A 21,802-nucleotide genomic window follows, 5' to 3' on the forward strand; every position below is an offset into this window, starting at 1 on the left:
GTCTATAATAAAAGAAACGAAACTTTTGCGTGGTCAACTGACGATGCTTTTTATTTTTACAAACTGCAGTGAAGGCAGAAAGGAGAGAATTCGATGAGTTTGCGCGATCGGCTGCTTTATGTAGCGGAACATTATAAACAAATGGGTGGAGACGTACTTGTAAAACATGAAATAGAAAATATGCTTACACGCCGGCTTCCGATTTCTCTTTATCGATTGGAGCATATAAATCGAGAAGAAATGCGTATATCGGGCCACCACGCTGAAACATTTCCTTACGTGACTCTTGCTAATAAGAATATAGAGAGTGATGTGATAGTAGCATATTTATTCAGTGAAGACGGTCAGCGCATTTACTTAGTCATGATGAAAGGAGATGCAGGGGAAGGAACTGATCTGAAAGACATTCGTTTTTTTACTCCTGAACATGCCCGCGTATTGAAAGATAATCATATTGTCATTGGTACAAGCATGGAAGCGAAAAGCTTTGAGGATAGAGTAGCTCTTTACCTTCCTTACAATATAGCAGACTTACCTAATAATGATCAGCTTCAAGATGATTTGCATTTACTGCTGAGTATGCATGAACAGTATATAAAAACATACGGAATGAGCAAAGAGATGATTGGCGATAAAGACGCCATCGTCCACATTCATGAGTATATTAAGAAATCTGGATTTACATACGAACGACAAGATATAGCCAACGCCTACTTTGCTTTAAAGACCAAGCCTTTTATTGTTTTATCAGGAATGAGCGGGACGGGAAAAACAAAGCTTGCGCAGCTCTTAGCAGATAGTATCGGTGCCACGATTGAAAATGGCAGACAAGTGCTTATTCCAGTTCGGCCCGATTGGCACGATAGTTCAGATTTATTAGGGTATATTGATTTAAGAGGAGATTTTCGCAGAGGATCGTTTCTGTCGATTATGCAGCAAGCCATTCAGCATCCAGCTTACACATATGTTGCCATATTGGATGAAATGAACTTAGCTCGAGTTGAACATTATTTTAGCGATATTTTAAGCGTGATGGAAAGCAGAAGCTGGTCAAAAGGGAAAATCAAAACGGCTCCGTTATTTCCTGGACATAAGATGTTCCGAGATATTTATTTGCCATCTAACCTTCTCATTATCGGTACCATTAATATGGATGAAACAACTCATGGGTTTAGTCAAAAGTTGTTAGATCGTACCAACACCATTGAGCTGAATAAGATTCAGCTAGATTCTTTTGATTTTTTAGATGATAGAGATCCACCTCGGCACAGTATTGAAAATGTACAAATTCAAAGTCAATACGTTCACTTAAAAGATGCGTATGTTGAACATGCTGAGCTCATTCACGAAGTAACAAATGAACTGCTAACCGTCAACGAGATGCTTACAGAAGTCGATTTGCAAATAGGTTACCGCGTACGCGACGAAATATGCTTTTATCTAATTTACGCAGTGAAAAGCGGAGTGTTTACATTTGATCAGGCGTTTGATTTTCAGATATTGCAAAAAGTTTTGCCTCGTATTTCAGGAAGCGATGCTTACACATTTGACCTATTAAAAAATCTTTATTATTACTGTACAAATACGCTGCTCGATGATGAATTTGAGACAGCTGTTGTCAACGCAGACGGGATGAGATTTCCTAAAAGTGCACGCAAAATAATGGAGATGATGAGACGTTTTGAAGTATACGGATACACGTCATTTTGGATTAATACCGTACGTTGAAATTGAAACCGATACGTGTACGGTGGTTATAAAAGGAAAGAATAAGAAAAAAATAAAATCTGCAGAAGAAGTGATGTTTTTTTCTTGTACGGGAAAAGGAATCACACATGTAAAAGTACTAAATCAAACAAAAGGCATGATGACTTCCAAACCGCCGCTTGAGCCTTTATTTTTTGAAAATGAAACCTATCAAATTACAGTTGTTTCAAAAAATGAAACAAGTCTGTTTGTTAATCACGACTCAAAAGCAGTTGAACAAAGTTTTCAAACCGTAAGATTTCCCTACATTTTAACAGGAAATATAAGCTTTCAAAATGAGGTAGGGTATTCTACGTTTCATGTCTACAGTGAAATAGAAAAAGAGCTGTCTTTTACTCTTGAAATTTTCCCGTCAAAGATGAGCTACAAGACAGATTATGTACGCATGGTTGATGAAGTGAACGGATACATTCATGATTTGGCATACGATATGCTCCGTAAAACGTATATTGAAGCAAAATCGCTTTGGTCTAAACAAGCAACATGGACGGAATTTTATCATGTGCTCTCTCACTATATGAAACCCTTTCTTCATTCTGTTCGTCAGATTGAGAATCAGCCGTTTCAATCGGTAAAAGTTGAACATGAGCTCATGAGAGGAGATCAAATAAAAAAACAAGATAGCCAGGCTATATCATTTGTCCGAACACACCCTACCTATCTTGCATCTTCAAGCAGAGGAATTAAAATTAATCGGCATATAAAAGTAGTACCCACAAAAGCAATTGGCACAAGACATGTAGCTATCTATGATAATTTGGAAAATCAAAGTGTTAAATGGATGATGACGCAGCTGTATCACAAGCTAACTACACTAATTGACAAGTTGATAGAAGATAGATATGTAAAAAAAGAAGCGGTGTCGGCTCTAGAAACCAATCATACCGAATTAAAAAGGCTGCTAAACAATGTGTTCTGGCAAAGAGTGAAGACCATACAAGTTTCAACTCTTCCTTCTACACTCCGTACGGCACCCCGCTACCGGGAAGCAAGCAGATACTTTATGTTCTTAACGCGAGGGTTGGCTCTTAACGGAGAGTTTTACCACCTTTCATTAAAAGATATCGCAACTCTCTATGAATACTGGACGTATGTTAGTCTTTTAAAGAAGTTGCAAATTTACGGCAAACGAATAGAACAAAACATCATGACAACGACAGAACAAGGGTTGAATGTCAGAGTGCAGGCCTCTTACCATCGTTTTCAGGTGGGAAAAGCAGAAGTAACGCTATGGTATCAAAAAGAATACCATCATACTCATACTGTTATCCAAAAGCCGGACTTGCTGCTTGAAGTAAAGCAAGGGGAGAAAAAAAGTGTATATCTTTTTGACGCTAAGTATCGTATCAAACCAAATCACGATACGCCCTCTCCTAGAGAAGAAGATATTAATACCATGCACCGTTACCGAGACGCTATTGTAGAGGAAAATGGAATAAAACCGGTACAAACAGCGGTTGTGCTGTTTCCAGGGAAAGCAGAAGGCTATAAGCAGCATCATTTTTATAAAAGTATTGAACGCGTTGGAGTGGGTGCGCTGCCTTTTTTGCCGGGAGAGGAAGGGCTAGTAGAAGAATTTATTAAAACTATTTGTACGGAAGAACCAAATCTTTTCAGCGCTGATTAGGTAAATAGGTAGAACGTGAACAAGCCCTTTTTTTATGCGTTGACATAGTGTTAAGTTTTTTATGTTTTGATGACATTTCGAGATTTTAGTTGTATTTTCCTGTTGAATTTTCTAGAATAGTAGAGAATAAAACCGTATCGAAAAGAAGTCGTATCATGTGCAGAGAACGTATCAGGAGGACAACGAAGTGAAAAAGATTCTACTATTCACGTTAGTAGCGCTATTGGCAACTTTTTTTATTGACAGGGTATACAGCGAACGCAACCAAGCGCAACTTCAGCAAACCGTAATTAATGAAATTAAAAAAACAAATCAAAGTAAAGAAGAAGCTTCCATCCTTGATTTTAATGAATTATGTGATTTTAGATGGGATAAAGTATATGTTTTTGGACCGGAAACGACCCGCAGTGAGGTAAATGAAAAGCTGGGCTTCAATTGGTCTGAAGCAAAAGCAAAAGGTATTGGAAAAGATAAAAAAGATAACTTTATTGTTTTTGTGGAAAATGATCAAGTAACGCAATATTTAAAAATACCGGCGTCATATGGAGCTATTGTTCCTAAGACTTCTGTTGCAAATGAAAGCTAACGAACTTCTTCGTTAGCTTTTTTTATGCTTTCTTTTTTAAGGATGACGTTTTTTTCTCTGCTGTTGATTTTGTCGGTTGTAAAGTAGAAGGATCTATGCTCACCTTTAACATTTCCATTAAATGTCGAATATCTCGTTCTTCGCTTCCGCTTACTTTTGTAACTTCGCCTTGATTTATTTTTTGTTGAATGACGCTTTGTAAGGCATCTCGGTAGTTGTTTTTGTAAATAGATGGATTAAAAGAAGTAGATAGCTTATCAATTAATTCCACCGTCACTTGTGTATCACTTTCATTAACAGAAGAAGTAGTAGATAAGTTAGGCACATCTGTGACTGAACGAAGTTCTTCTTCAAAATGCATCGTGTGAAGAACGAGAGAGCCGCCCACGGAACGAATAATGGCGATTTGCTGTTTGGAATATAAAAATACATTGGCAATACCGACTTTATTCGTTATTTCAAGTGCATTTAATAACGTATAATAAGCTTTTAGGCTCGTTTCTTCAGGAGAAATATAGTAGGGCTTATCAAAAAACAGGGGATCAATGTCATCTAACGAAACAAAGTGCAACAATTCAACAGCTTTGTTTGCTGCAAAGGGCTCTTTGACACGATCAATTTCCTGTTGTGAAAGTACAACAAACTGACCGGTCGCGGTTTCGTATCCTTTAACCAGTTCATCGGATTCTACTTCTCGTCCACACGTTTGGCAATGTTTTTCTTGATGAATGGGTGTATGGCAAACGGAGTGCAGTGTGCGCAGCTTTACATCTTTTTCTTCAATTGCTCCGTGCAGTTTAATAGGGATGTCAATTAATCCAAAGCTGATTTTACCTTTCCAAGCAGTATGAAGCATAAATGTTCTCCTTTTACTCTTTTTTAGTAGTGTGCCGTAAAACAAATGAGATATCCAATTGTTTTGAAAAGGAAAACTTTCTAAAAAAACTATGTGCTAAATAAACAATTAAATAGTTCCAATAAAGCTGCAGAGACAACATCTGCAGCTTTATTGGAACTCAATAGGAACTATTGGCTGATTAGATTCATTTGTCTCATGTTTGGAAATCGTAATTTCAAGGATTTCGTTACTAAATGTAGCGGTAATCTTTTTATTCAACAATGAAAATGGAAAGTCAATTGTACGTTCAACGCTTTCTTCCATTTGTTCTCTTGCAAGCGTTCCTTGCTTTTCATCATGAAATTCTCTAAGGCAGTATTTTTTGGCTGTGAGCTGTAAGTGGTCAGCTTGTATCTGAACGATAATATCCTTAGGGTGATACCCTAATAATTCAGCTTCGACAATAAATGATTGTTCTGTTTCAAATAAATCTATACGAACGGAATCATAATCTAAATAACTCATAAAGGGATTTGAAAGCATGACTTCTAACAACTCTTGAAAGCCTTTTACAAACATTTGGTCTGCTGGCAGACGCTTGTTTTTCATTTCTACGTTCCTCCATTATTTAAACTGTTTCACTTTACTATCATATGCGCGTTTATGTACTTAGTGAACTCCTGTGCAAAGAATAAGCTTGAAGTACTAGCTGCCTTTTCTATGCATAAAAAAGCAAGCTCTGTAGAGAGCTTGCCGCTGTTTTACATATCATGTCCGCTATTGTGTTTTTGGCGAGAATGCTTACGGTTCTTTACTTTATGAGATCCGCTTAGCGGTTCGGGCTGTCCAGAATTGCTTTTTGGCGCATTTCTTCTGATGTCTTTGCTGCTGTTTTTGTTCATAGTTAAACCCTCCCTTTCATTTATTAGGGTGGGATAGTGACAGGGGATTTATCCGATGAAAAATTCCCCTTTCTAAAAATAGGTTTAGCAAAAACAGGAAATGGGAACAGAAAAAAAGCGCCATATATAATGACGCCTTCTCGTTAGATTTCATGGAGTTAAACGATTTTGCTTTTCTAACTAGTGATTAGTATATCCAATAAGAGAATGTTTTATTGATTTTTTTTGCGTTTTTTATTATTTTGTTTCTGTTGTTCGGTTAATGGTTCATTTGAAAATTCTTCATTATAACCCGCTCCTTTTCCTTGAGCGCTAGCCGCGTTAGCTCCAGGAATGACGTGGTTTGACTTGCGTTTAGCCATGTTGAATCACCTCCGTTTCTAGCATGCGTAAAAATCAATGAAATATGAATTATTAGAAAAATAAAAGGCAGATGGAAAAAGGTTATAAGTGAAACTTATGTTAATTAATAACATTCTTTTTATTTACTTATGTATAATATTATATTAAGATAGATGGTGAAGGGAATAGAGGATGGGGTAAGTAAATCCTTTATACATAGAATTTTAAGGGGGTAAAAGCAATGACTAAAAAAGACGTTTTTAACGCTCGTTCGTCATTCGATCTTAATGGCAGCACATATAATTATTACCGCTTACAAGCTTTAGAGGAAGCAGGTTTAGGTAACGTATCTAAGCTGCCGTATTCAATTAAAGTATTATTAGAATCTGTTCTTCGTCAGGTAGATGGCCGTGTTATTACAAAAGAACACGTCGAAAACCTTGCAAAATGGGGAACAAAAGATATCAAAGATATCGATGTTCCTTTCAAACCATCTCGTGTTATTCTTCAAGATTTCACTGGAGTTCCAGCGGTTGTAGACTTAGCGTCACTTCGTAAAGCAATGGCTGATTTAGGAGGAGATCCTGACAAAATCAATCCAGAAATTCCAGTAGACCTCGTTGTCGACCACTCCGTACAAGTTGATAAAGCAGGTACAGCTGACTCATTACGAATTAATATGGACCTTGAGTTTCAACGTAATACAGAGCGCTATAATTTCTTAAGCTGGGCTCAAAAATCATTTAATAACTATCGTGCAGTTCCGCCAGCTACTGGTATCGTGCATCAAGTAAATTTAGAATATTTAGCAAACGTTGTTCATGCTGTTGAAGAAGATGGCGAATTCGTAGCTTTCCCTGATTCTCTAGTAGGTACTGACTCTCATACAACGATGATTAATGGTATCGGTGTTTTAGGATGGGGTGTTGGCGGTATTGAAGCGGAAGCAGGCATGCTTGGTCAACCTTCTTATTTCCCAGTTCCTGAAGTAATCGGTGTTAAACTTGTTGGTGAATTACCAAACGGTACTACAGCTACAGACTTAGCGTTAAAAGTTACGCAAGTGCTTCGTCAAAAAGGAGTAGTCGGAAAATTCGTTGAATTCTTCGGTCCTGGCGTAGCTGAACTTCCATTAGCTGACCGTGCAACAATTGCTAATATGGCTCCTGAATACGGTGCAACATGCGGGTTCTTCCCAGTTGACGCAGAGGCATTAGCATACATGCGTTTAACAGGAAGAGATGAAAAAGACATTCAGGTTGTCGAACAATATACAAAAGCAAACGGTTTATTCTTTACACCAGAAAATGAAGATCCAATTTTCACTGATGTTGTTGAGATTAATCTTGCTGAGATTGAAGCAAATCTTTCAGGTCCAAAGCGTCCGCAAGATTTAATTCCACTTTCTCAAATGCAAACAGAATTCAAGAAAGCTTTAACAGCTCCTGTTAGCAATCAAAGCTTCGGACTTGATGCTAAAGACGTGGATAAAGAAGTTACGTTTAAGCTTGCAGACGGTTCAGAAACAACAATGAAAACAGGTGCCATCGCTATTGCGGCTATCACAAGCTGTACGAACACATCAAATCCTTACGTATTGGTAGCAGCTGGTTTAGTTGCGAAAAAAGCGGTAGAAAAAGGATTAGATGTTCCAGCTTACGTGAAAACTTCTTTAGCACCAGGTTCAAAAGTAGTAACGGCTTACCTTCAAAATTCAGGATTACTTCCATACTTAGATAAAATCGGCTTTAACATCGTAGGCTATGGCTGTACGACTTGTATCGGTAACTCTGGTCCACTTGAAGCTGAAATTGAAGCAGCGATTGCAGACAGCGACTTGCTTGTAACGTCTGTTCTTTCAGGAAACCGTAACTTTGAAGGACGTATTCACCAATTAGTAAAGGGTAACTACCTTGCTTCTCCACCGCTTGTTGTAGCATATGCACTGGCTGGAACGGTAGATGTAGATTTACAAAAAGATCCAATCGGCATTGATACAGACGGCAATGAAGTATTCTTTAGCGACATCTGGCCTTCTCAAGATGAAATTAAAGAAGTTGTTAGCCGTACCGTAACGCCTGAATTATTCCGTAACGAGTATGAGCGTGTATTCGATGACAATGAGCGCTGGAATGAAATTAAAACGAGCGAAGATGCTCTTTATACGTGGGAGAATGATTCAACATACATTCAAAATCCACCGTTCTTTGAAGGCTTATCAGAAGAGCCAGGTGAAGTAGAACCGTTAAATGATCTTCGCGTAGTAGCGAAATTTGGTGACTCAGTGACAACGGATCACATTTCACCAGCGGGTTCAATTGCAAAAACATCACCTGCAGGTCTTTACCTTCAAGAAAACGGTGTAGAACCAAAAGACTTTAACTCATACGGTTCTCGTCGTGGTAACCATGAAGTGATGATGCGCGGTACGTTTGCAAACATCCGCATTAAAAACCAAGTAGCTCCTGGTACAGAAGGCGGCTGGACAACGTACTGGCCAACAAATGACGTAATGAGCATTTATGATGCTTGTATGAAATACAAAGAGCAAGGTACAGGTCTTGTTGTACTTGCAGGTAAAGATTACGGCATGGGAAGTTCTCGTGACTGGGCAGCAAAAGGCACAAATCTTTTAGGTATTAAAACAGTAATCGCTGAAAGCTTTGAGCGTATTCACCGTTCAAACCTAGTATTAATGGGTGTTTTACCTCTTCAATTTAAAGATGGTGAAAGCGCGGATACATTAGGTTTAACTGGAAAAGAAACAATTGCAGTAGCAGTTGATGAAACAGTAAAACCACGTGATCTTGTAAAAGTAACAGCAACTGATGAAGCTGGAAATAAAAAAGAATTTGAAGTACTGGTTCGTTTCGATAGTGAAGTTGAAATTGATTACTATCGTCACGGTGGTATCCTTCAAATGGTGCTTCGTGATAAATTACAGTCTAAAACACATGCGTAAGGTATAAAGAAAAAGAGCGGTTCTCGTGAGCCGCTCTTTTTTTATGCAAACGCACCGTTTTCGACAAAAAGTGAGAGGGAAATATGCTATATTATAAAAGAAAATGCCCGATAAAAGGATTATTTTAGTAGATATTGCACATATCTATTAGTACATAGATTATCACTTTTTAGAAGAAATAAAGGAGCCGATCATATGGTTAAAAAAATAATTGCGGTCTTGCTTCTAGTAGGCTTTCTTAGCTACGCACTTTGGGAAGGGCTTTCTCCAAATGAAGCATCCGATAATTCTAACTTAAGCGAATACAAGGATTTAAATATTAAAAAAGGCGATAGTGCTCGTCAGGCTTCTGGTCAAGCTTATGGGTTAGAACCAAAAGATACAGCACCTCCGTTTACACTTTCAGATACGAACGGAAAAACTGTTCAATTATCGGACTTTAAAGGAAAAAAAGTTATTTTAAACTTTTGGGCCACATGGTGTCCGCCGTGTCAAAAAGAAATGCCCGATATGCAAGCATTTTATAAGAAATATGGAAACGACGTACAGCTGCTTGCGGTTAATTTAACTTCATCAGAAGGTAGTAAACAGGCAGTATCTAAGTTTCTGAAAGAAAAACAGTTTACGTTTCATGTATTATTGGACGACCAAGATACTGTGGGAAGTAAAAAATACCGGGTGTCCACCATTCCGACATCTTACTTTATAGATGAAGAAGGGAAAATTGTTCAGCGAGTGAATGGTCCAATGACGCTTAAACAAATGGAAAACTTTGCTCAACAAGCAGCGAATTAACTTCGCTGCTTGTTTTATTAAAAATGAAACTTATTTACTTTACCATCGTATATATAGATAAGTCAGTAAATATGTCAAACTTTCTTACAACTTTTCAAAAAGTATGTTTACTTATCTGACAAATTGGTTACAATATAGATAGTTATATGATATCAGTTTCTTTTGATTTTTCAGATTTTTCATAAAAATTACATAAAGTAGGTGTTGGAATCATGAGAAAATTACGCAAACGTTCATTTGAAGAGTTAGTGCAAGAAAATAAAACGCAGCTGTTAAAAGATCAGTCAGAAATTGAACGCATTGAATTGGAAATTGAAAAGCGGTTAGAAGATCGTATGCTTGAAAGAGCTGAATAACTTTAAAGTAAGTTGGTTAGAGTAACGGTGAGGAGGGGATAAGCATGGGAAATCCTAAAAAACAAAGCAAAAGTTTTGTTCCGAATCACATCGGCACTCAACCGAGAGAAGCTGGTGGAAATAACGGAAAACAAATGCAAGATACATCCGGCAAGCATCCTCAAGTTATTCAAACCAAAGGTGAATGAATAAAAAGTCGCTGAATTCAGCGACTTTTTATTATTTGAATTCTACTGTGAATAAATAAACGTAAGGGTTGCTCGAAATAAGCTCTTTAACAACTTCTCCGTCATCGGTTGAAAGCGGAGCAACTCGTATGCCACTGCCATCGTCACCAAATAAAGCAGCAACTGGATATGGTTTATTCATTTTCACTTTTTGTTTTTTCTCTAATCCAGTAAAGGAATAGCCGTTCATTTTCTTTGGCTTTTCCGCTTCTATCCCTAGGTTTGTATCGTTGCTTCCCACATTAAACATTACTTTGTGAGTATCATCATCGATTTTATATGTAATAGCAAACATGTCAAATTCTTTTGAAACAGTCAACCCTCCTGAGAATAAAGGTTGTTTGGCTTTTCCCTTTTCATAATAAGTAGCTTTTACATAAGCTTCTTTTGCTCCATTAGGAGCTTTAACATCGTATGCCATGATATTGCTTTTGTAGTCTAAGTTTGTCACGGCTAACATTTTTTCTTTATGTTTTGAGTAATGGTGAGGCTTGATAGAGGCACTTATTGTCAATTTTGATGCCAATGAAGTTTGCGACATAAAAAATACGGCAAGCACTGCAATAAAGATGACGCTTAGTAATGTTATCATTCGTTTGGTCATAGCGATTCCCCCTTTGTATGTATATATTACCATATTATGTATGTTTTATATATATATTTTAACTTAATTATAATTATATTATGTAAACTAAAATCATTTTTTTCCACTTATAGAGATGAACAAATCCGGCATACTACAATTGTAACAAAGTTATTTTGAGGAGGAAGATACAATGGCATGGAATAAACCGAATCCAGACGATCGCAGTGATAACGTTGAAAAATTACAAACAATGGTACAAAATACAATGAAAAACATTGAAGAAGCAGAAGAAGCTGCTGCATGCAGCACTGAAGAAGAACGTCAGCGCATTCAGCAAAAAAATCACAATCGCGAAGTAAGCATTGAAGCAATGCGCAGCGAAATAAAAGATGAATCAGAAGCTCGTCAAAATGGTTACGAAGGTACGATTTAATAAGTAAAACAGCGACAATAAGCAGCTAAAAATAAACGGTTTTAGCTGCTTTCTTTCTATATTTTTTTAGTAAGGTGAATAATAATATAAACTAGCGAAGAGGTTTATGTAGGTGAAAAAGCACGTGAAAAAGAAAATAGTAAGGATTTTGGTCAGTTTACTTGTCGTTTTGATTATTGTGGGCTCTTATCACACGCATAAGCCCTTGCCAAAAGGAGTTTCATACGAAAGTAAGCCTCACAAAGTAGAAGATGTATTTCTTTTATCGGACCTAACGTATCAAGACCAGCAGACGTCGGTTTCCGAACAACATATTTTTCAAGCAGTTACGAATGCGATTGATGACGCAAAAGCTTTTATTATTATGGATATGTTTCTATTTAATGGCTACTATAACCAAGGTGAAACGTTTCCTCACCTTAGTGATACGCTTGCAAGTAAGCTGATTGAAAAGAAACGAAAACATCCTACTATCGAAATCGTCTTTATTACAGATGAAATCAATACAACCTACGGCTCACATGATTCAAAGTGGTTAGATTCACTGCGGCTAAACGGAATCAAAGTGGTGCAAACCAATTTATCTAAGCTCAGAGACTCCATTCCACTATATTCTTCAGTGTGGAGAACTTTTGTTCAGTGGTTTGGTGAAAAAGGAACTGGATGGATCACGAATCCTTTCGGAAATAATGCGCCTAAAGTGACGGCCCGTGCTTATTTTAAGTTGTTAAATGTAAAAGCTAATCACAGAAAAGTAGTAGCAACCGATCAAAGCGTTATTATCTCCTCTGCCAATCCTCATGATGCAAGCTTTTATAATTCCAACATGGCCTTTGAAGTAAAAGGGAATATCATTGGAGATGTTGTAAAAAGCGAACAAGCCGTGTCTGATTTTTCTTACGGAGGAGATTTACCTCTATATAAAAAGAAAGAAAAAGAAAAGGGAGACCTCTATGTTCAGCTGTTAACAGAAGGCAAAATCTATAAGCACGTATTAAATGATTTACGTCATGCTAAAAAAGGCGACGATGTGTGGATTGGCATGTTTTATCTTGGAGATCGAGACGTAATAAAGGCGCTTTTGAAAGCTTCCGAACAAGGGGCAAACGTACGATTAATTTTAGACCCTAATGAAAATGCGTTCGGAAGAAAAAAGTTCGGACTGCCTAACCGTCCAGTCGCAGCAGAACTTGTGAAAAAATCTAAAGGCGATATTAAAGTTCGCTGGTATCATACGGGAAAAGAGCAGTATCATCCTAAAACTTTATTTATTCGAAACAAAAGAAAGGCAATGATTATTGCAGGAGCAGCAAATTTCACAAAACGAAATTTGGATGATTTGAACTTAGAAACGGATATTAAAGTATCAGGACCTCCTAACAAAAAGGTTATGACGGAACTAAACGCTTATTTTGACCGTCTATGGACAAATAAAGACTACACATACACACTTCCTTATAAAAGGTATGAAAATAAGATGACGAGGCTGGAAACACTGATATATCGTATTCAAGATGCGCTTAGTCTTACAACATATTGAGTAATAACCAAACTAGTAGGAGTATATTCTCCTTATATGGTAAGATAAAACAGGAACAGTGCAAGAGGAGGTAGAGTCATGCTAGTATCGAAGAAAGAAATCGAAGTGCGCTATGCAGAAACCGATCAGATGGGCGTTGTGTATCATGCTAACTATTTAGTATGGATGGAAATAGGGCGAACACAGTTTATCAGTGATTTAGGTTTTAGCTATGCACAAATGGAAAGAGACGGTGTGCTGTCGCCAGTTATTGATATACAGGCATCATATAAAAAGCCGCTTCATTATGGCGAGACAGCTGTGGTACATACTTGGGTTGAGAACTATGACGGTCTACGCGTTGTGTACGGATACGAAATTTTTAATTCAGATGAAGAACTTGCGTTAACAGGAACATCGTCACACGTATGTGTAAAAAAAGAAAACTTTAAGCCTATTTCGATTCGCCGTAATTATCCGGAATGGCATAAAGCCTATGAAGACGCCAAAAAGCAGGGTTAAGCGTAAGAATAAAAAGCATCGATAAATCGATGCTTTTTTTCTTACGCTTCGTAATGAAAGTCAGGTTCTTTTGTTTCTTCATTATAATTTACGGTCAAATCATGACCATCAAAGTACCAAAGGTCTTCATCTTCTACGAAAAATGTTAAACCGTCAACTTTTGTTTCAACGCCAACGTTTTTAGGAGAATCTGTGTTTACACCTAAAGAAAAACCTTTTTGAACGTTGCTGCATCCGCCGTAGCGAACAAAAAAGCGAATTGTTTCGTTTCCTTCTAGCATCATTTCGTCTTTGTACCACGTAGCTGCTGCTTCTGTTACTGTTAATTTCATTAATTATGCTCCTTCCAATACTGCGGATACATTTATTATAGTAGAAAGATAGATAAATTACCAATATATACGAATCCAGCTAGGAAGGAATAAGATAAAATAAAATAAAATAAAATAAAACGATTTAATATAGAGGCGAATGCTTCATTTCTATATTAAATCGTTTCATTCTTTCATTTAAAATCATATTGTTTTCCAATGGTTTCCCAGCAGTGAACGCAGTAGCGGCTTCCTTCTAGCTGTGAATCCATTTTCTTATTACGTTTGCAAATGGGACATTTTTTCTTCACATTATTCACCTCCTTATTTTAGTATCAGTATAACTAATAAACAAGAAATGTATTCGCTTACAAAGTGGTTATAAAAAAGAAATAAGAGGATCTTCCTCTTATTTCTTTTTACCTGATAAAAATGTGACTTTCGGTTCTGTTTTGTTAAGAATTCGCGTAATGTTTGCGCGGTGTCTGTAAATGACAAAGGCTACAATTACACCAATAATCATAATAAGCATGTAGTCTTGTTTAAATAGCGTGTAGATAAAGGTTAATACCCCAGTAACCATTGATGACAGTGATACATACTTCGTTATGTATAAGCAGATAAAAAAACATAATAGCACGAAAACAAATAAAAGAGGTTCATAACATAAAATCACTCCGGCGGATGTGGCAACAGCTTTCCCGCCTTTAAATTTCGCGAAAATAGGAAAAATATGACCAATGACAGCAAATAAACCAATGAAGAGAATGTTTTGATTTGTATCAAATAAAAGCGGTAAAGAAGCTGCTAGGGTGCCTTTTAGAATGTCTCCAAGCGTAACGATAATTCCGGCTTTTACACCCAATGTACGAAATGAGTTGGTGCCGCCTAAATTGCCACTTCCATGCTCTCGTATATCGATGCCGTATCCTAGTTTTCCAACAACTAGTCCAAAAGGAATAGAGCCCAAGATATAGGCAAGAATAGGTAATAAATAATTCATGTTTGAAAGCTCCTTTATTTCTATATCGTTTCTATTTTACCATGAGATACTTAAAAAAACATAGTTAGTTTTGGGTGAGAGACAATTATTTTTAAAAAAGAAGACGTTTACAAAAATAGAGAAAACGGGTACTATATGCAGGAAATCAACTGTAAATCGCGAATGTTGTTCAGTACATATTATATAGCTAAGAGAGGTAATAGACATGTCCATTAAAATTCCTTCCCGTCAAGAGCTTGGTAAAATATTAAAAAAAAGCAAGCGCATTGCTGTAGTAGGTTTATCAGATAATCCTCATCGAACGTCTTATATGGTTTCAGAAGCCATGAAGCAGCAAGGTTACGAGATAATTCCGGTGAACCCAACAATCAACTCAGCGCTCGGCGTAAAAGCCGTATCTTCATTAAAAGAAATTGAAGGGCATATTGATATCGTTAATGTATTTCGTCGTTCTGAGCATTTGCTTGAAGTTGCAGAAGAGTTTTTAGAAGTAGATGCAGACGTATTTTGGGCACAATCTGGTTTAATTAATGAAGAAGCATATGACCTGCTCGTTAAAAAAGGGTATACTGTAGTTATGGATCGTTGTATAAAAGTCGAGCATGCTTTAACAAAGTAAGATCTATAAGCAGAACAACCAACCCATGCACACTGCTTGCATGGGTTTCACCATGCGTTGAAATAGTAAGAGAGTTTCCGCTACAATAGACGTTAGACAGCTAGCTTTATAAGGCTTATAATCCATGAATACACAAGATATTGCTTTTATAATACGGAAATTTGTGCTAAAATCTTGTAAGTACGCAAAAATAGAAACATACGTTCTGTTGATGCGAACACTATAAAATTAAAAGATAGGATACATGATCATTTATTCTTAGACACGAAGCGCAAACGTTTGTGTTTCATACATAATGTAGTAATGTTCGTTGTGATGAAAGGGGTAGTATGAATGGCTCGGAAACAACAATTTAATTATAATGAAGATGCAATTCAAGTACTAGAAGGATTAGATGCCGTTCGTAAACGTCCTGGTATGTATATTGGAAGTACGGATACACGAGGTCTGCATCATTTAGTATATGAAATCGTCGACAACTCTGTCGATGAAGCTCTAGCAGGCTACGGAGAAGAAATTATTGTAACCATTCACAAAGATAATTCAATTTCTGTACAAGATAAAGGTCGAGGTATGCCAACGGGCATGCATAAACTAGGAAAACCAACGCCTGAAGTTATTTTAACCATCTTGCATGCAGGAGGTAAATTCGGACAGGGTGGATATAAAACAAGCGGAGGCTTACACGGAGTAGGTGCATCTGTTGTAAATGCGCTGTCTGAATGGTTGACTGTAACCATTCATAGAGATGGATTTATTTATGAACAGCGTTTTGAAAATGGAGGAAAGCCGGTTACGACGCTAGAAAAAATAGGGAAAACAAAAAAAACGGGAACAACGATTCATTTCAAACCGGATGCCACGATTTTTTCAACAACCGTGTACAATTATGATACGCTTTGTGAACGGCTCCGCGAATCGGCTTTTCTGTTAAAAGGATTCAAAATAGAGTTAATCGATAAAAGGCATGATCGTCAAGATATCTTTCATTATGAAACAGGTATTCAAGCCTTCGTTTCATATTTAAATGAAGAAAAAGATTCACTTCATCCAGTCGTCTTTTTTGAAGGGATTCATCATAATATTGAAGTTGAATTTGCGTTTCAATTTAACGATGGTTATTCTGAAACCATTTTATCATTTGTTAATAATGTTCGTACCAAAGACGGGGGAACGCATGAGTCCGGTGCAAAAAGCGCTATGACGCGTGCGTTTAATGAATACGCCCGTAAAGTAAGCCTGCTAAAAGAAAAAGACAAAAACTTAGAAGGAACGGATATACGAGAAGGATTAGGAGCCATCGTTTCCGTTAGAATACCTGAAGAGTTGCTTCAGTTTGAAGGACAAACCAAAGGAAAGTTAGGTACAAGTGAAGCTCGTTCGTCGGTAGATGCAGTTATTTCTGAAAAACTTGCCTATTTCCTAGAAGAAAATCCAGACGTAAGCTCTCTTCTTGTAAAAAAAGCAATCAAAGCTGCTCAAGCGCGTGAAGCGGCACGTAAGGCGAGAGAAGACGCAAGAAACGGGAAAAAACGAAAGCGTCAAGAAACTGTTCTAAGCGGGAAGTTAACGCCTGCGCAATCAAGAAATCCTCAGCGAAACGAACTGTACCTAGTCGAAGGGGATTCCGCCGGAGGTTCAGCAAAACAAGGAAGGGATCGCCGCTTTCAAGCTGTGCTGCCGCTGCGAGGGAAAGTTATCAATACCGAAAAAGCCAAACTTCAAGATATTTTTAAAAACGAAGAAATTAGTACGATCATTCACGCGATAGGCGGAGGAGTAGGCGCAGATTTTACAATCGATGATATTAACTACGATAAAATAGTCATCATGACCGATGCGGATACGGATGGGGCTCATATTCAAGTGCTTCTTCTAACGTTTTTCTACCGCTATATGAAACCGCTTGTGGAAGCAGGAAAAGTATTTATTGCTCTTCCACCGCTCTACAAAGTAAGTAAAGGGTCAGGTAAAAAAGAAGTGGTTGAATATTCATGGAGTGACGAAGAGTTGCAAGGTGCTATCGATAAGGTAGGAAGAGGGTATATGATTCAACGCTATAAAGGTCTCGGTGAAATGAACGCAGATCAGCTTTGGGAAACAACAATGAACCCAGAGACGCGTACGCTGATTCGTGTTCGTATTGATGATGCTGCTCGCGCTGATCGTCGTGTGACCACTTTGATGGGCGATAAAGTAGAACCACGCAGAAAATGGATTGAAAGCAACGTAGCGTTTGGATTAGAAGAAGATCCAAATATTTTAGATAATGAAAATGTATTAACGGTCGCAGAGGAGGACGTACAATGACACAAACAGAACGCTTTTTAGATTTACCTCTTGAGGATGTACTAGGCGACCGTTTTGGTCGATACAGTAAATATATTATTCAAGAGCGTGCACTGCCGGATGCAAGAGACGGGTTAAAACCCGTTCAGCGTCGTATTTTATATGCAATGCACGTAGATGGAAATACAGCAGAAAAAGGGTTTCGTAAGTCAGCCAAAACTGTAGGGAACGTAATTGGTAACTATCACCCTCATGGTGATTCATCTGTATATGATGCCATGGTTCGAATGAGTCAAGAATGGAAAGTTAGAAATGTATTAATCGAAATGCACGGAAACAACGGAAGTATTGATGGAGATCCCCCAGCAGCAATGCGTTATACAGAAGCTCGCCTTTCATCGATTGCTGCAGAACTTCTACGAGATATTGACAAACAAACGGTTGAGTTTGTGTCTAACTTCGATGATACAAGCAGCGAACCAACTGTGTTACCAGCTATGTTTCCTAACTTGCTAGTGAATGGATCCACGGGTATTTCAGCTGGTTATGCTACAGAACTTCCTCCTCATCATTTAGGTGAAGTAATTGACGCAACGATCATGCGAATTGATAAACCAACGTGTACAATTGAAGAATTAATGACGGCTATCCAAGGTCCTGATTTTCCTACAGGGGGAATCATTCAAGGTGTAGACGGGATTAAGAAAGCCTACGAGACAGGTAAAGGGAAAATTATTATTCGCGGAAAAACGGAAGTGGAGTCCATTCGCGGCGGAAAACAGCAAATTGTCATTACGGAAATTCCGTTTGAAGTAAACAAAGCCAACCTTGTGAAGAAAATGGATGAGCTTCGTTTAGATAAAAAAGTGGAAGGTATTGCTGAAGTTCGCGATGAAACGGATCGTACGGGTCTGCGCATCGTAGTAGAATTAAAAAAAGACGCAAATGCTCAAGGAGTACTTCACTTCCTTTATAAAAATACGGATCTGCAAGTACCGTATAATTTTAACATGGTTGCCATTGCTAAAAAGCGACCAAAGCTTATGAGTTTGGCTAACATTCTTGATGCTTATATTGATCATCAAAAAGAAGTAGTAACAAATCGTTCTAAATACGAACTGCAAAAAGCACGTGAACGTGAACATATTGTAGCGGGATTGATTAAGGCACTGTCGATTTTAGATGAAGTTATTGCGACGATTAGAGCTTCTAAAGATAAGCGCGACGCTAAAAATAATTTAATTGGCAAATATGAATTTACAGAACCTCAAGCAGAAGCGATTGTGTCGCTTCAATTATACCGTTTGACAAACACGGACATTACAGCTCTACAAGCGGAAGCTGAAGAGCTAGGTGCTAAAATTAACGAGTTAGAAGAAATCTTACATAGCGAGAAAAAACTTTTTAATGTAATCAAAAAAGAATTACGCCGTGTAAAAAAGCAATACAGTACAGAACGCCGCTCAAAAATTGAAGCGGAAATCGAAGAGATTAAAATTAATCTAGAAGTGATGGTTCCATCTGAAGAAGTGATGGTAACAGTCACAAAAGACGGATATGTAAAACGAACAAGTCTTCGTTCTTACGCCGCGTCTAACGGGCAAGACTTCGGTATGAAAGATACGGACCGAATTTTAGCGAAGTATGAAATTAATACAACCGAAACGCTGCTCATCTTCACAAACAAAGGGAATTATTTATATATGCCAGTGCACGAACTTCCTGATATCAGGTGGAAAGACATGGGTCAGCATATCATGAACATTGTTCCAATTGATAAAGAAGAGCAGATTGTACGAGCGATACCGGTAAAAGAATTTAAAGAAAATCAGTATCTGCTTTTCTTTACGAAAAATGGTATGGTCAAAAAATCAGAATTACTTCAATATAAAGCACAGCGCTACTCCAAAGCTCTTGTCGCTGTTAATTTAAAAGGCGATGATGAAGTAGTGGAGGTATATCAAACGGATGGTAAAAAACAAGTGTTTATTGCCACTCGCTCTGGCTACGGACTGCGTTTCCGGGAAGAAGAAATTAATATTGTAGGAACTCGCGCTTCTGGTGTAAAAGGAATTAACTTAAAAGACGATGATTATGTTGTAAGCGGCGTTATCTTCGATGAAGATGAAGCTCTATCAACTGAATTATTTATCGCCACGCAGCGAGGAGCTGTGAAAAAGACAAAAATTGCTGAGTTTGAAGAATCAGCACGAGCAAAACGAGGGCTAGTGATGGTCCGAGAACTAAAATCTAATCCGCATCAAATTGCAAAAGTAAAAGTAATCTCTAAAGAGCATTACATGATAGTGGAATCATCTAAAGGTCAAATCGAGCAGGTTGATCCATCTACAATGCGAGCTAGTGACCGATACAGCAACGGTTCATTCGTATTGGACCAAAGCGAAGCTGGCAATTTAGTTGATATGTGGCTGGAAGAAAAATAATAAAAAAAGTAGTAAAGTTTTTAAAGCTTTACTACTTTTTTTACCCAATATTTTTAAATTAAACTATGTTCTAAATAAACAATACGAAATGATTTTCCTACTCTCATTCCAAATGAACATCATGCATCTCCTACACAGGCCTCTAAGAAACTTTTGAATGTTCAAATTGTCCAAAACATATATATATATATAAACATCTAGGAGGTGTTATATATGAACTATTTTATTCACGTAACTCCTAAGACTAAACTTTTTGTTCGGGATATTGGAAAAGGGGAACCCGTTCTTTTCCTTCACGGGTGGCCTGTTAACGCTAAAATGTACGAATACCAATTTACAACGCTGCCGGCCTGCGGTATTCGGTGTATTGCTCCTGATCTTCGGGGATTTGGAAAATCAGATACGCCTTTCACCGGCTATTCTTACAATCAATTAGCGGATGATATTCGTATGTTAGTAGAAAAATTAGGACTTAAAAATTATACGCTAGTAGGCTTTTCTATGGGGGGAGCCATTGCCATTCGATATATGAGTAGACACTTAGGATATGGCGTGAAGAAGTTAATTTTATTAGGGGCAGCGGCTCCAAGCTTTATTCAAAAAACTGATTTTCCATACGGACTTCCTTCTGAAGAAGTAAATACAATTATTCAAAATACGTATAGAGATCGTCCTAACATGCTTGAAGACTTTGGGAAAAAATTTTTTAATCAGCCTGTCAGCGCAGCTTTTAGAGGGTGGTTTCAAGATTTAGGTTTAGAGGCATCTGGCCATGGAACGATTAAAACTGCGGTGTCTTTACGAGACGAAGACTTACAGGAAGATTTGAGTCAAATTTTCGCTGAGACATATATATTACACGGAAAAAAAGATCAAATTTGTCCATTTGATCTTGCAAAAGTAATGAATCGCCACATTTCATTTTCTACACTGATCCCATTTGAAAATAGTGGACACGGTCTTTTTTATGATGAACGTGAGAAAGTAAATGACACCCTTATTGAACTCATCAATAAAAGCTCAGCCGATAAGTAAGGATACACATTTAAAACCGAATTGGCAGCCAAATAAAAAAAGTAAAAAACCAGCACCTAACGTAATGAGGCGAAAAAGCTTAGGCGTGATAAATTTTCTTGTAAAATGAATGCTGCTCGCAATATTTAAATTCCAAAGAATGATGCCAAAAATAATAAAGAAGCTATGAAAAAAGACGGATAGCCACGTTTGACTTTGAAGGCTTTCGCTTAAGCTTGATCCAAATACACCAAACCAAAACACAATATTTAAAGGATTCATAAGAGCAATAAAAAAACCTGTAAAAAACGACTTATCTTTTTTAGCAGAAGGGCTATTTACATCTACTGAAAAGGAACGAGAGACAGCTTGTTTCATACTTTGAAAGCCAACAAATGTGAGCATGACAAAACCCGTTGCATACAGGACAACCGTAACAGCCTGCATCTGAACAAAAGGGGTTAACCCTATTAAAATGAGAAGCATAAATAAGATATCGGCTGTCATTCCTCCTAAACCGACTAGCCAAGAAGCCCAAAATCCTTTTGTCAGACCTCTTTTAATCATCTCTATATTAATTGGACCTACCGGTGCTGCGAGACTAATACCTAGAATTATTTGTTTTATAGCAATCAAAAACCACTCCACAAATACAGCCTC

The 21,802-nt window shown here is 37.6% G+C and carries 22 protein-coding genes; 14 read left to right on the forward strand and 8 right to left on the reverse strand.

Annotated elements, in window-relative coordinates:
* The first annotated feature begins 93 nt into the window (after positions 1-93).
* The 3 genes from ACRPLQ_RS09945 (at position 94) to ACRPLQ_RS09955 (ending at position 3,980) form a co-directional block, all read left to right on the forward strand.
* Complete coding sequence (locus ACRPLQ_RS09945) at positions 94-1,728, forward strand: MrcB family domain-containing protein (RefSeq protein WP_033579126.1); 1,635 nt, start codon at positions 94-96, stop codon at positions 1,726-1,728.
* Positions 1,682-3,394: a DUF2357 domain-containing protein gene (locus ACRPLQ_RS09950; protein WP_034266499.1), complete on the forward strand. Its 1,713-nt coding sequence runs from the start codon at positions 1,682-1,684 to the stop codon at positions 3,392-3,394. The genes ACRPLQ_RS09945 and ACRPLQ_RS09950 overlap by 47 nt, the downstream gene beginning before the upstream one ends.
* A gap of 187 nt (positions 3,395-3,581) precedes the next feature.
* Positions 3,582-3,980: a hypothetical protein gene (locus tag ACRPLQ_RS09955; protein ID WP_014459877.1), complete on the forward strand. Its 399-nt coding sequence runs from the start codon at positions 3,582-3,584 to the stop codon at positions 3,978-3,980.
* A 22-nt stretch (positions 3,981-4,002) separates the two neighbouring features.
* Here ACRPLQ_RS09955 and ACRPLQ_RS09960 read toward each other — a convergent pair whose 3' ends face one another.
* The 4 genes from ACRPLQ_RS09960 to sspO form a co-directional block, all read right to left on the reverse strand.
* Positions 4,003-4,836 (reverse strand): Ku protein, encoded by an 834-nt coding sequence (locus tag ACRPLQ_RS09960; protein WP_028413156.1) that lies wholly within the window; start codon positions 4,834-4,836, stop codon positions 4,003-4,005.
* A gap of 150 nt (positions 4,837-4,986) precedes the next feature.
* A complete protein-coding gene (locus tag ACRPLQ_RS09965; protein WP_034266496.1) occupies positions 4,987-5,427 on the reverse strand; it encodes an Hsp20/alpha crystallin family protein in 441 nt (146 codons plus the stop codon).
* A gap of 152 nt (positions 5,428-5,579) precedes the next feature.
* Entirely contained in the window at positions 5,580-5,720 is a 141-nt protein-coding gene (locus ACRPLQ_RS09970) for a small acid-soluble spore protein P (RefSeq protein ID WP_013057256.1), read from the reverse strand.
* 212 nt (positions 5,721-5,932) lie between these two features.
* Positions 5,933-6,082, reverse strand: coding sequence for a small acid-soluble spore protein O (gene sspO, locus ACRPLQ_RS09975; protein WP_013083371.1), 150 nt, complete (start codon positions 6,080-6,082; stop codon positions 5,933-5,935).
* Between the two features lie 221 nt (positions 6,083-6,303).
* Between sspO and acnA the strand changes: the two genes are divergently transcribed.
* The 4 genes from acnA (at position 6,304) to ACRPLQ_RS09995 (ending at position 10,363) form a co-directional block, all read left to right on the forward strand.
* A complete protein-coding gene (gene acnA, locus ACRPLQ_RS09980; RefSeq protein ID WP_033579123.1) occupies positions 6,304-9,024 on the forward strand; it encodes an aconitate hydratase AcnA in 2,721 nt (906 codons plus the stop codon).
* Positions 9,025-9,219: 195 nt separating this feature from the next.
* Positions 9,220-9,819, forward strand: a complete 600-nt coding sequence (locus ACRPLQ_RS09985) for a TlpA disulfide reductase family protein (RefSeq protein ID WP_028413159.1) — start codon at positions 9,220-9,222, stop codon at positions 9,817-9,819.
* Between the two features lie 212 nt (positions 9,820-10,031).
* Positions 10,032-10,175, forward strand: a complete 144-nt coding sequence (locus tag ACRPLQ_RS09990) for an FbpB family small basic protein (RefSeq protein WP_014459884.1) — start codon at positions 10,032-10,034, stop codon at positions 10,173-10,175.
* A gap of 44 nt (positions 10,176-10,219) precedes the next feature.
* Positions 10,220-10,363: an acid-soluble spore protein N gene (locus tag ACRPLQ_RS09995; protein ID WP_014459885.1), complete on the forward strand. Its 144-nt coding sequence runs from the start codon at positions 10,220-10,222 to the stop codon at positions 10,361-10,363.
* A 31-nt stretch (positions 10,364-10,394) separates the two neighbouring features.
* Here the strand turns inward: ACRPLQ_RS09995 and ACRPLQ_RS10000 are convergent, their stop codons facing one another.
* Positions 10,395-11,006, reverse strand: coding sequence for a hypothetical protein (locus ACRPLQ_RS10000; RefSeq protein WP_432235940.1), 612 nt, complete (start codon positions 11,004-11,006; stop codon positions 10,395-10,397).
* A gap of 172 nt (positions 11,007-11,178) precedes the next feature.
* Between ACRPLQ_RS10000 and tlp the strand changes: the two genes are divergently transcribed.
* The 3 genes from tlp to ACRPLQ_RS10015 all read left to right on the forward strand — a co-directional run bounded on the left by tlp (position 11,179) and on the right by ACRPLQ_RS10015 (position 13,462).
* A complete protein-coding gene (gene tlp / locus ACRPLQ_RS10005) occupies positions 11,179-11,421 on the forward strand; it encodes a small acid-soluble spore protein Tlp (protein ID WP_013057249.1) in 243 nt (80 codons plus the stop codon).
* A 112-nt stretch (positions 11,422-11,533) separates the two neighbouring features.
* Positions 11,534-12,961 carry a phospholipase D family protein gene (locus tag ACRPLQ_RS10010; protein ID WP_432235941.1) on the forward strand — a complete coding sequence of 476 codons (1,428 nt, stop codon included), beginning with the start codon at positions 11,534-11,536 and terminating at the stop codon, positions 12,959-12,961.
* 78 nt (positions 12,962-13,039) lie between these two features.
* Entirely contained in the window at positions 13,040-13,462 is a 423-nt protein-coding gene (locus ACRPLQ_RS10015) for an acyl-CoA thioesterase (protein ID WP_048019239.1), read from the forward strand.
* A 41-nt stretch (positions 13,463-13,503) separates the two neighbouring features.
* Here the strand turns inward: ACRPLQ_RS10015 and ACRPLQ_RS10020 are convergent, their stop codons facing one another.
* A complete protein-coding gene (locus ACRPLQ_RS10020; RefSeq protein ID WP_013057245.1) occupies positions 13,504-13,794 on the reverse strand; it encodes a HesB/YadR/YfhF family protein in 291 nt (96 codons plus the stop codon).
* Between the two features lie 388 nt (positions 13,795-14,182).
* Entirely contained in the window at positions 14,183-14,776 is a 594-nt protein-coding gene (gene plsY, locus ACRPLQ_RS10025) for a glycerol-3-phosphate 1-O-acyltransferase PlsY (RefSeq protein WP_014459891.1), read from the reverse strand.
* 205 nt (positions 14,777-14,981) lie between these two features.
* Between plsY and ACRPLQ_RS10030 the strand changes: the two genes are divergently transcribed.
* The 4 genes from ACRPLQ_RS10030 to ACRPLQ_RS10045 all read left to right on the forward strand — a co-directional run bounded on the left by ACRPLQ_RS10030 (position 14,982) and on the right by ACRPLQ_RS10045 (position 21,163).
* Entirely contained in the window at positions 14,982-15,395 is a 414-nt protein-coding gene (locus ACRPLQ_RS10030; RefSeq protein ID WP_367077184.1) for a CoA-binding protein, read from the forward strand.
* 333 nt (positions 15,396-15,728) lie between these two features.
* Positions 15,729-17,705 carry a DNA topoisomerase IV subunit B gene (parE, locus tag ACRPLQ_RS10035; RefSeq protein WP_028413163.1) on the forward strand — a complete coding sequence of 659 codons (1,977 nt, stop codon included), beginning with the start codon at positions 15,729-15,731 and terminating at the stop codon, positions 17,703-17,705.
* Positions 17,702-20,128, forward strand: a complete 2,427-nt coding sequence (gene parC / locus ACRPLQ_RS10040; protein ID WP_430078876.1) for a DNA topoisomerase IV subunit A — start codon at positions 17,702-17,704, stop codon at positions 20,126-20,128. The genes parE and parC overlap by 4 nt, the downstream gene beginning before the upstream one ends.
* A gap of 213 nt (positions 20,129-20,341) precedes the next feature.
* Complete coding sequence (locus ACRPLQ_RS10045; RefSeq protein WP_165635231.1) at positions 20,342-21,163, forward strand: alpha/beta fold hydrolase; 822 nt, start codon at positions 20,342-20,344, stop codon at positions 21,161-21,163.
* On the opposite strand, the gene ACRPLQ_RS10050 is transcribed toward ACRPLQ_RS10045, so the two are convergent.
* Positions 21,149-21,790 (reverse strand): LysE family transporter, encoded by a 642-nt coding sequence (locus tag ACRPLQ_RS10050; protein WP_165635230.1) that lies wholly within the window; start codon positions 21,788-21,790, stop codon positions 21,149-21,151. The two genes, ACRPLQ_RS10045 and ACRPLQ_RS10050, sit on opposite strands and share 15 nt — an antisense overlap.
* Positions 21,791-21,802 lie beyond the last annotated feature (12 nt).

Source organism: Priestia sp. TRN 1309 (assembly GCF_050846875.1).
Taxonomy (GTDB): Bacteria; Bacillota; Bacilli; order Bacillales; family Bacillaceae_H; genus Priestia; species Priestia zanthoxyli.

Coding starts and splice junctions, on each gene's coding strand:
- ACRPLQ_RS09945 (WP_033579126.1), top strand. CDS start 94: ATGAGTTTGCGCGATCGGCTGCTTTATGTAGCGGAACATTATAAACAA.
- ACRPLQ_RS09960 (WP_028413156.1), bottom strand. CDS start 4,836: ATGCTTCATACTGCTTGGAAAGGTAAAATCAGCTTTGGATTAATTGAC.
- ACRPLQ_RS09965 (WP_034266496.1), bottom strand. CDS start 5,427: ATGAAAAACAAGCGTCTGCCAGCAGACCAAATGTTTGTAAAAGGCTTT.
- ACRPLQ_RS09970 (WP_013057256.1), bottom strand. CDS start 5,720: ATGAACAAAAACAGCAGCAAAGACATCAGAAGAAATGCGCCAAAAAGC.
- sspO (WP_013083371.1), bottom strand. CDS start 6,082: ATGGCTAAACGCAAGTCAAACCACGTCATTCCTGGAGCTAACGCGGCT.
- acnA (WP_033579123.1), top strand. CDS start 6,304: ATGACTAAAAAAGACGTTTTTAACGCTCGTTCGTCATTCGATCTTAAT.
- ACRPLQ_RS09985 (WP_028413159.1), top strand. CDS start 9,220: ATGGTTAAAAAAATAATTGCGGTCTTGCTTCTAGTAGGCTTTCTTAGC.
- ACRPLQ_RS09990 (WP_014459884.1), top strand. CDS start 10,032: ATGAGAAAATTACGCAAACGTTCATTTGAAGAGTTAGTGCAAGAAAAT.
- ACRPLQ_RS09995 (WP_014459885.1), top strand. CDS start 10,220: ATGGGAAATCCTAAAAAACAAAGCAAAAGTTTTGTTCCGAATCACATC.
- ACRPLQ_RS10000 (WP_432235940.1), bottom strand. CDS start 11,006: ATGACCAAACGAATGATAACATTACTAAGCGTCATCTTTATTGCAGTG.
- tlp (WP_013057249.1), top strand. CDS start 11,179: ATGGCATGGAATAAACCGAATCCAGACGATCGCAGTGATAACGTTGAA.
- ACRPLQ_RS10015 (WP_048019239.1), top strand. CDS start 13,040: ATGCTAGTATCGAAGAAAGAAATCGAAGTGCGCTATGCAGAAACCGAT.
- ACRPLQ_RS10020 (WP_013057245.1), bottom strand. CDS start 13,794: ATGAAATTAACAGTAACAGAAGCAGCAGCTACGTGGTACAAAGACGAA.
- plsY (WP_014459891.1), bottom strand. CDS start 14,776: ATGAATTATTTATTACCTATTCTTGCCTATATCTTGGGCTCTATTCCT.
- ACRPLQ_RS10030 (WP_367077184.1), top strand. CDS start 14,982: ATGTCCATTAAAATTCCTTCCCGTCAAGAGCTTGGTAAAATATTAAAA.
- parE (WP_028413163.1), top strand. CDS start 15,729: ATGGCTCGGAAACAACAATTTAATTATAATGAAGATGCAATTCAAGTA.
- parC (WP_430078876.1), top strand. CDS start 17,702: ATGACACAAACAGAACGCTTTTTAGATTTACCTCTTGAGGATGTACTA.
- ACRPLQ_RS10045 (WP_165635231.1), top strand. CDS start 20,342: ATGAACTATTTTATTCACGTAACTCCTAAGACTAAACTTTTTGTTCGG.